This window comes from Devosia sp. YIM 151766, assembly GCF_030285925.1.
Classification (GTDB): Bacteria; Pseudomonadota; Alphaproteobacteria; order Rhizobiales; family Devosiaceae; genus Devosia.
In genome coordinates, this window is sequence record NZ_CP127251.1 from 130,223 (window position 1) to 142,922 (window position 12,700).

Annotated in this window: 7 protein-coding genes; all 7 read right to left on the reverse strand. The window is 65.1% G+C overall.

Features of this window, described 5'->3' with window-relative positions:
• Nucleotides 1-133: 133 nt before the first annotated feature.
• On the reverse strand, nt 134-2,929 hold the full coding sequence (locus tag O9Z70_RS00645) for a [protein-PII] uridylyltransferase (RefSeq protein WP_286020586.1): 2,796 nt from the start codon (nt 2,927-2,929) through the stop codon (nt 134-136).
• Complete coding sequence (gene mutS, locus O9Z70_RS00650) at nt 2,910-5,624, reverse strand: DNA mismatch repair protein MutS (RefSeq protein WP_286020587.1); 2,715 nt, start codon at nt 5,622-5,624, stop codon at nt 2,910-2,912. Before mutS ends, O9Z70_RS00645 begins: the two co-directional genes overlap by 20 nt.
• Nucleotides 5,625-5,814: 190 nt before the next feature.
• A complete protein-coding gene (locus O9Z70_RS00655; protein ID WP_286020588.1) occupies nt 5,815-6,630 on the reverse strand; it encodes a DUF2189 domain-containing protein in 816 nt (271 codons plus the stop codon).
• A gap of 138 nt (nt 6,631-6,768) precedes the next feature.
• Complete coding sequence (locus O9Z70_RS00660; protein WP_286020589.1) at nt 6,769-8,040, reverse strand: O-acetylhomoserine aminocarboxypropyltransferase/cysteine synthase family protein; 1,272 nt, start codon at nt 8,038-8,040, stop codon at nt 6,769-6,771.
• 109 nt (nt 8,041-8,149) lie between these two features.
• Nucleotides 8,150-9,772, reverse strand: coding sequence for a glycoside hydrolase family 43 protein (locus tag O9Z70_RS00665; RefSeq protein WP_286020590.1), 1,623 nt, complete (start codon nt 9,770-9,772; stop codon nt 8,150-8,152).
• 125 nt (nt 9,773-9,897) lie between these two features.
• Nucleotides 9,898-11,205 carry a xylose isomerase gene (gene xylA, locus O9Z70_RS00670; RefSeq protein WP_286020591.1) on the reverse strand — a complete coding sequence of 436 codons (1,308 nt, stop codon included), beginning with the start codon at nt 11,203-11,205 and terminating at the stop codon, nt 9,898-9,900.
• On the reverse strand, nt 11,202-12,665 hold the full coding sequence (gene xylB / locus O9Z70_RS00675) for a xylulokinase (protein WP_286020592.1): 1,464 nt from the start codon (nt 12,663-12,665) through the stop codon (nt 11,202-11,204). The genes xylA and xylB overlap by 4 nt, the downstream gene beginning before the upstream one ends.
• Nucleotides 12,666-12,700: the final 35 nt, after the last annotated feature.

Sequence of the window (12,700 nt, forward strand, 5' to 3'; positions counted from 1 at the left end):
TTCTTCTCCCCCTCGGGGAGAAGGTGGCGCGCCGCGCCGGATGAGGGAGATGTCGGCAACGAACTTGGCGCTCACCCGTCTCGGCCTATGGCCGATCCACCCTTTCCCCGAGGAGGAGAGGAAAAGAAGGCCCCTACCCATGGCCTACTCTTTTCTCCTCGACCGGCCGCTCGAATACGCCCATCAGCGCGTCGTGGATCTTTTGCTGTCGCGCCTTCAGGTGAATCTTCTGCCCGGTAAGGTCGGTGACATAGAAGACGTCGACCGCCTTTTCGCCATAGGTGCCGATATGGGCCGAGCCGATGGTGAGGCTGAGATCGGAAATCTCGCGGGTCAGTGCATAGAGCAGGCCGATGCGGTCGAGGCCGGACACTTCGATGACGGTGAATTTCTCCGAAATGGCATTGGACACCACCACCTGTGCCGGCACCGCGAAGGGCCGGAGGCGCTTGTTGTAGCGGCTCTGCTTGCCCAGATCGATCAGCACCTGCCGCTGGCCCTGCAGGAGCTGGCGGACATTGTCGATGATCCGCGTCGCCCGGACCTTCTCGTCCTCATCGGAGGTGAAGGAGCGTCTGAGACGGAAAGTGTCGATGGCGCGGCCATCGCGGGTGGAGAAAATCTGCGCGCCGATGATGGAGGCGTCCTGCATGGTGCAGGCGCCGGCGATCAGCGACAGCAGCCGCGGATGGTCCGGCGTATAGAACGAGATTTCGGTGATGCCTTCAAAGGCCCGCACCCGGATCGAGCCGGCGAAAGCCTGGCCGCAATTATCGGCCTGCCGGATCATCTTGGCATGGACGATCTGCAATTCCGGTTCGGCCCGCAGCCAGTAATGGTCGTATTGGCGGGCGCAATAGGCTTCCACATCCGCGCCCGGCCACTCCAGCGCCGTTTCCAGCGCCCGCTTGGCCGCATTGACGCGCTCGGAATGGCTGACCTGGCTATGGCCGCCCGAGAGCAGCGGTTCGGTGGCATAATAGAGCGCGCGCAGCAGCGAGCCTTTCCAGCCGGTCCAGGTGCCGGGCCCGACGGCGCGGATATCGCAGGCGGTCAGGATCATCAGCAGGGCCAGCCGCTGCGGCGATTGCACCTGTTCGGCAAAGGCCCTGGCGGTTTCCGGGTCCTGGATGTCGCGGGCCTGGGCGATCTCGCTCATCAGCAGATGATGCCCGATCAGCCAGGCCACGCTGTCGGTCTCGGCGGGATTGAGCCCGAAGCGGGGGCAGAGCTTGCGGGCGATGCGCGCCCCGGCAAGGGAATGGTCCTCCGGCCGGCCCTTGGCGATATCGTGCAGGAACAAGGCCACATAGAGCAGCCGCGTATCGTTGAGCTGCGGCAGCAATTCGTGGGTCAGCGGCAATTCCTCGCGCAGCCCGCCCGTGGCGATCTCGGCCATGACGCCCACGGCGCGGATCAGGTGCTCGTCCACCGTATAATGGTGGTACATATTGAACTGCATCAGCGCGACGATCCGGCCGAATTCGGGCACGAACTTGCCCAATACCCCGCTTTCGTTCATCTGCCGCAACATGCGTTCGACATAGAGCGGGCTGGTGAGAATGGTCAGGAAACAGGCATTGGCGCGGGCATCGTTGCGCAGCCGGTTGTCGATCAGGCGCAGACTGTCGCGGATATGCTTGATGGCGTCGGGATGGAACAGCAAGCGCTCCCGCCCGGCCACCATGAACATGCGGATGAGATTGACCGGGTCCTGCTCGAACACCTCTTCCGCCGCGATATTGAGCCGGCCATTGTCGAGGATGAAGGCGGTTTCGCCCTTGATCTTGCTCTGGCCGGAGCGAAATGGCGCCAGGGCGTCGCCCACCAGGCCCATATCCTTGACATGGTGGAATTCGAGACTGGCCGAAATGATGCGAGTGAGGTCCCCCACATCCTTGGCGACGAGGAAATAGCGCTTCATGAAGCGCTCGACCCCGAGCAGGCCCAGCCGCTGCGCATAGCCCATGCGGCTGGCGATATCGGGCTGCATGTCGAAGGTCAGCTTCTCGTCGGCGCGGCCGGTGATGAAATGCAGGTGGCACCGCACCGCCCAGAGAAAATCCTCGGCGCGGGAGAACAGGCGATATTCGGCGGCGCTGAGCACGCCCCGATTCACCAATTCCTGGCTGGATTTGACCTGGTAGAAATATTTGCCGATCCAGAACAGCGTGTTGAGGTCGCGCAGCCCGCCCTTGCCATCCTTGATATTGGGCTCGACCACATAGCGGGTATTGCCCATCTGCCGGTGGCGCTCGTCGCGCTCTTCCATCTTGGCGGCGATGAATTCCGGCCCGGTCCCCGGCATGATCTCGGTTTCGAAGCGATGGACGAGATTGTCGTAAAGCGCCTTGTCTCCGGTGAGATAGCGGGCTTCGAGCGTCGCCGTGCGCACCGTCATGTCGGCGCGGGCCATGCGGATGCATTCATCCACCGAGCGCACCGCATGGCCGACCTTCTGGCCCAAATCCCACAACATATAGAGGATATATTCGGTGACCTGCTCGCCCCAGGGGGTCTGCTTGTAGGGCAGGATGAACAACAGGTCGATATCGCTGCCCGGCGCCAGGGTGCCGCGCCCATAGCCGCCCACCGCCGACAGCGCGATGGCCTCGGCACCGGAAGGATTGTCCACCGGATAGACCCGGCTCACCGCGAAACGGTGGATGGCGGTGACGATCTCGTCCTGGGCGGCGGCCAGGTTCTGCGCGCAGCGGGTGCCGCGATTATTGGCCAGCAGCTCGGCCTCGGCGCTGGCCCTGGCATCGGCCAGGATCTGGCGGAAATGGCCCAGCACCGCCGCGCGGGCCGCGGGGGATTTGGCCGGCTCGCCGCCAATGGCGGCGTCCAGCTCGGCCATGATGGCATCGGCATTCCTCAGCGCGAACAATGGCTTTCTGGGCCTGGCCTCAGCTGCGGCGAGCGTCATCGCGGATTTTCTTCAACTCGTAGAGCGTCTCGATGGCCTGGCGCGGGGTCAATTCGTCCGGCCGGACGGCATCGAGCGCTTCGTGAACGGAATCCCGGCCCTGGGGCGCCGGGGCCGGCTGATGGGCGAAGAGCGGTAGATCGTCTAGCACGCCGGCCTTCTGGCGGGAAGATGCGGTGCCGGTGGAGCGCTGCTCCAGCACCTCCAGGACCTGCTTGGCCCGGGCGATGACCGGCTCGGGCAGGCCGGCCAGCCGCGCCACCTGAATGCCATAGGAGCGGTCGGCGGCGCCGGGGCCGACCTCGTGCAGGAACACCACCTCGCCCTCCCATTCGCGCACCTTCATGGTGACATTGGCGACCCGCGACAGGGACTTGGCGAGGCTGGTCAATTCGTGGAAATGGGTGGCGAACAAGGCCCGGCAACCGGTGGTTTCGTGCAGGGCTTCCACGGCGGCCCAGGCGATGGAGAGTCCGTCGAAGGTGGCGGTGCCGCGGCCGATCTCGTCCAGCACCACCAGCGACCTCTTGGTGGCGCGGTTGAGGATGGCGGCGGTTTCCACCATTTCGACCATGAAGGTGGAGCGGCCATGGGCAATGTCGTCGCTGGCGCCGACGCGCGAGAACAGCCGGTCCACCACCCCGATATGGGCGCTTTCGGCCGGCACGTAGCAGCCCATCTGCGCCATGATGGCGATCAGCGCGTTCTGGCGCAGAAAGGTGGATTTACCGCCCATATTCGGCCCGGTCACCAGCCATAGCGCGCCCCCGCCGCTCTCCGCTTCCCCGGATAGATCGGCATCATTGGCGACGAAGCTGTGGCCTTCGGCGGCAACCATCAATTCCACCACCGGATGACGCCCCCCGACAATGGCGAAAGCGAGGCTGTCGTCGATCCTGGGTCTTTTATAGGCGCGGGTGGCGGACACTTCGGCGAGAGCGGCGCTGACATCCAGTTCGGCCAGGGCGTCGGCAAGGCCCTGCAAGGGCGCCGTGCGGGACAGCACCTGCTCGCGCAGCCGGGCGAAAATCGCCAGTTCGAGCGCCAGGGCCGCATCCTGCGCCTTGGCGATGCGGCCCGCCAATTCCGCCAGTTCGGTGGTGGTGAAGCGCATGGCATTGGCCAGCGTCTGCCGGTGGATGAAGGTTTCGCGATGCGGCGGCTCCAGCAATTTCTGCCCATGGCCGGCCGGCACTTCGACGAAAAAGCCCAATACGCCGTTATGCTTGATCTTGAGGGCGCGGATATCGGTCTCGTCCATCAGCCGCGCCTGCAATGCCGCCACCACGGCGCGGGTCTCGCGGCCCAGCACCCGTTCCTCGTCCAGCTTGCCGTCATAGGCGGCGCGCACGAACCCGCCATCGCGGGCGAGCAGCGGCAAGTCGTCATCCAGCGCCAGCGCCAGCTCGGAGGCCAGCTCCCGGGGCGCGGCATCGAGGGTTTCGGCGAGCCGGGCCAGCCTGTCGGGCAGGTCCGGTTGCGCGCCCAGATGCCCGGCCAGGTCCAGCGCCGCCGCCACCGCCTTGCCGATGGCCGCCAGATCGCGCGGCCCGCCGCGTTCGAGCGACAGGCGCGACAGGGCCCGCGCCAGATCGGGAGCCGCCTTCAGGTCCTGACGAAGCCGCGTCCGCAACAGGCTGTCCCCGACCAGCCGCTCCACCGCATCGAGCCGCGCATTGATGGCTGCGGCATCGCGCAAGGGCGCCGCCAGCCGGGCCGCCAGCAGCCTGGCGCCCGGCGCCGTCACCGTCTGGTCGATGGCGTGGCGCAGCGAGCCCCGGGCCTGGCCACGCTGGGTGGTGAGGATTTCCAGGCTGGACCGGGTGGCCGCATCGATGGCCATGGCGCTGTCGGCAGCGCCCAGAACCGGAGGCCGCAGCGGGGCGTGGCGGCCTTTCTGGCTTTCCCCCACATAGGATATCAGCGCCCCCAGCGCCCCCCGCCCGGCCCGCGACAGGGCCGTGGGGTCGAACCTTTCCGCCGGAAAGATGCGGCGCAGCGCCGGCATGGCCATTTCGCTGTCCGCCGCCTCCGGGCGGATGATGGAGGCGATATTGGCCCAGGCGGGGGCCAGCAGGTGCATGTCGGCCAGGGCCGCGCGGGTGGCCTCGGTCAGCAGCAATTCGGCTGGGTCGATACGGGCCATTTCGTCGGCAAGCTGCTCGGCGGCCAGATCGGCGACAAAGCTCTCGCCGGTGGAAATATCGGCCCAGGCCAGGGCGAAATCGGTCTCGCCATGCCGTACCATGGCCAGCGCTGCCAGGTAATTGGACGAGCGGGCGTCGAGATGGTCGTCCTCGGTCAGGGTGCCGGGGGTGACCAGGCGCACCACGTCGCGCCGCACCACCGATTTGCTGCCGCGTTTCCTGGCCTCGGCGGGGTCTTCCATCTGCTCGCAGATGGCGACGCGATGGCCCAGTTTTATCAGCTTGTTGAGATAATCGTTGGCGGCGTGGATGGGCACGCCGCACATGCCGATATCCTCGCCCAGATGCTTGCCGCGCTTGGTGAGCACGATGCCCAATGCGGCGCTGGCGATCTCGGCGTCCTCGAAGAACAGCTCGTAGAAATCGCCCATCCGATAGAAGAGCAGATAGCCGGGATTGACTGCCTTGATCTCGAAATATTGCGCCATCATCGGCGTCAGCCCCGCCGGGGCGGCGCCGGGATCGGCCTCGAAGGGGGTCTGGTCCATGGGCAGGGGCAGTCAGCGCTCGAACGGAAGCGCCGACTTTAGGCAATTCACGCCGCGCTGCCAACCTCCCGCGCCGCCTTGTCTCGGCTTTTCGCCGCGGGCGTCGGCCTCGCGGCCCGTCACCCTCGCGCTTGGAGGCCGCCTCGGGCACTTCGAGGCAAATTGTCTCGGGACGGCAGTTTCGCCCTCGCTACCCCCCGCGGATAAGCGAGGCGGGCTCGACCAGCTTGCGATAGAGATGCCAGGTGGCGTGGCCGAAAATGGGCAGCACCACGGCCAGGCCGACAAAGACCGGCAGCGCGCCGATGAACAGCCCGGCTCCGACGATGATGCCCCAGGCCAGCATCGGCACCGGATTGTGCAGCACCGCCCGCAGCGAGGTTTCGACCGCGACATAGGCGCCGACATCGCGGTCGAGCAAAAGCGGGAAGGCGATGACGCTGGTGCACAGCACGACCAGCGCGAACAGCGCCCCCAGCCCGGTTCCGACCAGGATCAGCGTCGTGCCGCCCGGCGTTCCGGTCACCTGCGCGATCAGACCGGTCAGCGTATGGGGCGGGACGGAGCCGAACAGGCTTTCATACAGCGCCTGGGCGGCGCTGAGCCAGAGGGTGAAGAGCGCCAGCAGCATGATGCCGACCGCCAATATGCTGTAAAGGGCGGGCGAGCGCAGCACGTTGAGCGCGTCGCGCCAACTGGCCTCGAGCCCGGCTTCGCGGCGGCGGGAGATTTCGTAGAGCGGCAGGGCGGCGATGGGGCCGATCAGGGCGAAGCCGCCGACCAGCGGATAGAGCAGCGGCCAGGTCTGGTAGCCGTTCATCCATACGGTCAGCACGATGCCGATGATCGGATAAATCAGCATCAGCAGGATGTAATGGCTGGGCTTGGCCCAGAAATCCTCGGCGCCGCGCCGCAGGGCCTCGCCGAGATCGGCGAGACGGATGGTGCGGATCACCGGCAGGTCGAACTTTTCGCCGCTGCCGGCCATGACATGCATTCGGGCCATAATGTTCACTCCTCCGAAAACGGAGGTCGCGAGGATCGGACCGGCGTGCCCCGACGCGAGACGCAGATCCTGCGACCGCTCAAACCGGAGTTTACGCCCGAAGCCGGGGGCTGTCGCCCCCGGATCGGCGCTTTGTGATCAGGCCTTGTCCAGAGCCTGTGCGATATCGGCGATGATGTCGTCGATATGCTCGATGCCCACCGAAATGCGCACCAGGTCCTCCGAGGCACCGGCCTTGGCCAGTTCTTCGGGCGAAAGCTGGCGATGGGTGGTCGAGGCCGGATGGCAGGCCAGCGACTTGGCGTCGCCGATATTGACCAGCCGCAGGATCATCTGCAGTGCATCGATGAAGCGGGCGCCGGCCTCCTTGCCGCCCTTGATGCCGAAGGACAGAATGCCCGAGCCGCTGCCCTTGGAGATTTTCTGGGCCACGTCGTGGTAGGGGCTGTCGGCCAGACCGGCATAATTGACCCAGGCGACCTTGTCGTGTCCCTTGAGATATTCGGCCACCTTGAGCGCATTGTCGCAATGGCGCTCCATGCGCAGGCCCAGCGTTTCGAGCCCTTGCAGGATCAGGAAAGCATTGAAGGGCGAGAGCGCGGCCCCGGTATTGCGCAGCGGCACCACCCGGGCGCGGCCGATAAAGGCCGCCGGCCCCAGCGCCTCGGTATAGACGACGCCGTGATAGGAGGGATCGGGCTCGTTGAGCATGGGGAAGCGGGCCGCATTGGCCTTCCAGTCGAATTTGCCGCTATCGACGATGATGCCGCCGATGGAATTGCCGTGGCCGCCGATATATTTGGTCAGGGCATGAACGACGATGTCGGCGCCGAAATCGAAGGCGCGGGTCAGATAGGGGGTGGCCACCGTATTGTCGACGATGACCGGCACGCCATGGCGATGGGCGATTTCGGCGATGCGCTGGATGTCGACGACATTGCCGGCCGGATTGCCGATGGTTTCGAGGAAAACCGCCTTGGTCTTGCCGTCGATGGCCTTTTCGAAGCCGTCATAATCGTCGTGGCTGACCAGCCGCGTCTCGATGCCCTGGCGCGGAAATGTATGGACGAACAGATTATAGGTGCCGCCATAGAGCTGGGACACCGAGACGATATTGTCGCCGGCCTGGGCGATGGTCTGGATCGCATAGGTGATGGCGGACATACCCGAGGCCAGCGCCAGCGCCCCGATGCCGCCTTCCATCTCGGCGACGCGCGCTTCGAGCACGGCGGTGGTCGGGTTCATGATGCGGGTATAGATATTGCCCGCCACTTTGAGGTCGAACAGGTCGGCGCCGTGCTGGGTGTCGTCGAATGTATAGGATGTCGTCTGGTAGATCGGCACCGCCGCCGCCTTGGTGGTGGCCTCCGATTCATAGCCGTGATGCAGGGCGATCGATTCGAGCTTCATGGAATGTCTCCGATTGTTCCTTTGGGCGCCACCTTCTCCGCTCGACCCGGAAATGACAAGGCGCGGGAGAGGCAAGCCGTCCTCTCCCGCGCCCCGGTTTTGGAATGGCTTATCGCAGGACGTCGATCTCGTAGCGATCCGAGGGGTCGTGCCGCGGGGCATAGATAAAATAGTCGAAATCCGCCGGGCTGGCCGTGCCGTTGAGATCATGGGCCGCCATGCCGACGAACGCGCCGGTAAAGCTGCCATGGGCCTGGTGGCCGCCGCATTCGTCCGAGAGCAGCGAGGCGTCCAGTACCGGGCCGATCGGTTGCAGGTCCCGACCCTCCAGCGCATAGAAGAATTGCAGCTGGCGGCCGCGAATGCTCAGCGCCAGCCTGACCTTGCCATTATCGGGAATCTGCACCGGATCGGCGGGGAAGGTCAGCTTGCCGTCCGGCCAGCTCATTTCCGAACTCATCAGCAGCAATTCGCGCTGCCCGTCCGCATGGGCCGTCACCGCCAGATAGAAGAAATTGTAGCGGCTATAATAGGCGGTCAGCCCCGCCATGGTCCGTTCGTCCCGGGCCTGGAAGTCCACCAGGGTCTCGGCGTCGTAGGAAAAATGCGTCTGCCGCCGCGCCACCAGGGCCTGTTCGAACCAGGAGCCGATGGATTCGCGCCCGAACAGGCGCAGCTTGCCGCTTTCGGTGGAAAAGATGCGCTCGGTTTCCGGCGTGCGCAGCCATTGGAAATCCTTGGGCAGGCCGTTTTCGAACGTATAGCGCCGCTCGGCCCAATATTTCGCCTCGTCGCGAAGGCCCGGAACCTCCACATGCAGCGAGGGCACCGGCCCGTTCTTGACATAGAGCCAGTCGTCCTCGCCCCAATAGGCTTCCTGGATCGAGGTCTCGCGGCCCAGAACGCAGCGGCGCTCCTGGGTGGTCGGGCGGCCGGCCAGATGCACCAGATAGGTCTTGCCTTCCGGCGTCTCGACCAGGTCGCCATGGCCGGCGCGTTGCAGCGCCGCCAGCGGCGCGTCCTTGGCGGTCAGGATATGCTTGTCGGGATGGGTCTCGTAGGGCCCCTCGATATGGCGCGAGCGGGCAAAGGTGCAGGCATGGTCATAGGCGGTGCCGCCTTCCGCCGTCAGCAGGTAATAATAGCCGTTGCGCTTGTAGAGATGCGGGCCTTCGACCAGTTTGAGGTCGGTGCCCTGGTAGATATTCTTTATCGGCCCCACCAGCTTGCCGGCCCCGGGATCGAATTCCTGCAAGGCGATGCCGGCAAAGAGCAGCGGCCGGACGCGATGGTCCCAAATCATGTTGACGAAATATTTCCGCCCGTCGTCGTCATGGAACAGGCTGGGATCGAAGCCCGAGGAATTGGCATAGATCGGATCGGACCACGGCCCTTCGATGCTGTCGGCCCAGACGATGTAATTATGCGCGTCCTTGAACGAGCCGTCCTTGCGCTTGACGTCGGTATAGACCAGCCAGAACTTTTCCCCGTCATGGGTGAGGCAGGGGGCCCAGACGCCGCAGCTATCGGGATCGCCGCGCATGTCGAGCTGGCTTTTGCGGTTCAGCGGGCGGGTCACCAGCTCCCAATTGGCCAGGTCCCGGGAATGATGAATCTGCACGCCCGGATACCACTCGAAAGTGGAGGTGGCGATGTAATAATCCTCGCCCACCCGCAGGATGGAGGGGTCCGGATTGAAGCCGGGGAGAATGGGATTGGTCAATTGAGGCATGGCGGGTCTCGGCGTTGAACGTGGTCCGCACCCGCCTCGTCACCCGCGGGCCTGACCCGAGGGTTCTTCGGGGTGCTGCGAACACCCTCGGGTCAAGCCCGAGGGTGACGATGGGAGGGCAGGGGTCAAACGAAATGATTGACCAGGTTTTCGAGATATTCCTGACGGCCGGATTTCGGCTGCGGGTTGATCCCTTCCGCATGCACCTTCTCGGCGATGTCGGACAGGCTCAGCTTGCCGGCCAGAATGTCCTTGCCCAGGCCATTGTCCCAGCCGGCATAGCGCTCGTCGAGCAGCCGGTCGAACTCGCCGTCCTCGATCAGCGCCGCCGCGCCCTTGAGGCCGCGGGCCAGCGTGTCGAGGCCGCCGACATGACCATGGAGCAGGTCGGCCGCATCCAAGGATTGACGCCGCACCTTGGCGTCGAAGTTGAAGCCGCCTTTGCCCAATCCGCCCTGCTTGAGGATGTAGTAGAAGGCCAGGGCCATTTCGCCGGCATTATTGGGGAAATGGTCGGTGTCCCAGCCCGATTGCAGATCGTTGCGGTTGGCGTCGACCGAGCCCAGCATGCCCAGCGTCGAGGCCACGGCCAGTTCGTGCTCGAAGGAATGGCGGGCGAGGAAGGCATGGCCGACCTCGATATTGCACTTGACGTCCTGTTCCAGGCCATAGCGCTGCAGGAAGCCATAGACGGTGGCGACGTCGTAATCATATTGGTGCTTGCTCGGCTCCTGCGGCTTGGGTTCGAGCAGGATCTGGCCGGTAAAGCCGATCTTCTTGGCATGCTCGATCACCAGGGTCAGGAAGCGGGCCATCTGGTCCTGTTCCTGGCCGAACTTGGTGTTGAGCAGGGTTTCGTAGCCCTCGCGGCCGCCCCAGAGCACATAATTCTCGCCACCCAGTTCATGGGTCAGCTCCAGCACGTTCTTCACCTGGCCGGCGGCATAGGCGAAGACTTCCGGATCGGGATTGGTGGCGGCGCCGGCCATATAGCGGCGGTTGGAGAACAGATTGGCCGTGCCCCAGAGCAGCTTGGTGCGGCTCTGTTCCATCTTGCGGGCGAAAATCTCGCCGATGGCGCGGACATTCTTATTGCTCTCGGCCAGCGTCTCGCCTTCCGGGGCGATGTCGGCGTCGTGGAAGCAGAAGAACGGCACGTCGAGCAGCTCGAAGAACTCGAATGCCACATCGGCCTTGAGCCGGGCGCCGTCCATGCCCTTGTCGAACCAGGGCCGGTCGAAGCTGCGGCCGCCGAACGGGTCGCCGCCTTCCTGGGCAAAGGTGTGCCAATAGGCGACGGCCGGGCGGATATGCTCTTCCATCGTCTTGCCGGCGACGATCTCGTCCTTGTTGTAATGGCGATAGGCCAGCGGGTTCCGGCTCTGCGGTCCTTCAAACTTGACCTGGCTCAAACCTTTGAAAAAATCGGTCACGAACGTGCCTCCTCGATGGCAGGGTAAAGGGCGCGATAACGCGCATATTGATCGCTATAGGCGGCCGACAGCTTGGTGTCGGGCGCGATTATGGCCTTGATCGGCGGTCTGGACATCACCTGGAGCGGGTCGGCGCCGGTGGCGGCGCAGAGGCCCAGCCGGGCGGCGCCCAGGGCACCGCCGAAATCGCCGTCTTCGGGCAGGGCGATTTCCATGTCGAGATTGGTGGCCAGCATTTTGAGCCAGAGCAGCGACTTGGAGCCGCCGCCCACCGCCAGCAGGTGATCGATCCTGGTGCCGGCATCGGCCAGGACGCGCTGGCAATCGCGCATGGCGAAGGTCACGCCCTCCATCACCGCCTGCGCCAATTGCGCGATGTCGGTGGATTGGCTGAGCCCGGTGAACGAGCCGCGCGCCAGGGCATTGTTGTGCGGGGTGCGCTCGCCCGAGAGATAGGGCAGGAAGATAGCTTCGCCCGGCCCCTGGAACCGCGCCTCGGCTTCGCCGGCCAGTTCGGCCTGCTTCCTGCCGGTGATGCGGCTCAGCCAATTGAGCGAATCGGTGGCCGACAGGCTGACGCCCATCTGGTGCCAGGTATCGGGGATAGCGTGGCAGAAGGCGTGCACCGCCCCCGCCGTATTGGGGCTGAACTTCTCGTTGGACACGAAGAGCACGCCGGACGTGCCGAGCGACACGAAGCCTTCGCCCGGCCTGATGGCGCCGATGCCACAGGCGGCAGCGGCATTGTCGCCGGCCCCGCCCGCCACGATCACCGCGCCATCCATGCCCCAGCGGGCCGCCAGGTCCGGCTTGAGCTGCGCCGCCGGCGCCGAGCCTTCCACCAGGCGGGGCATGTGCCCGCGATTGAGCCCGGTCACGCCCAGCAAGTCATCGGACCAGTCGCGCCGGGCCACATCCAGCCACAGCGTGCCGGCGGCGTCGGACATCTCTTCCACATGCTCGCCGGTCAGCAGCAGGCGGATATAGGCCTTGGGCAGCAGCACCTTTTTTATCTGCCGGTAAATCTCCGGCTCATGCTTGCGTATCCAAGCGATCTTGGGCGCGGTAAAGCCGGGCATGGCGATATTGCCCGCAAGCTGGCGCAGGCTGGGCAGCGCTGCTTCCATCTCGCCGCATTCGGCGACGGAACGCCCGTCATTCCAGAGAATGCAAGGCCGCAGGACCGCGTCGTTTTCCCCCAGCACGGTCGCGCCATGCATATGGCCGGACAGCCCGATCCCCTTGACCGCGGCCAGTTCGGCCGGATGGCTCTGCTTCAGCCTGTCCACCGCGCCCAGCGTCGCCTCCCACCAATCGGCGGGATTCTGCTCGGACCAGCCCGGTTGCGGCCGCACCGGCTCGACCGCCGGCGCCGAGGCGTCGCCCAGCGCCTTGCCATCGGCGTCGATCAGCAGGGCCTTGACGCCGGACGTGCCGATATCGATACCCAGATAGGTCATGAGGCACGTACCTCAATTCTGATCGCCATACTCAT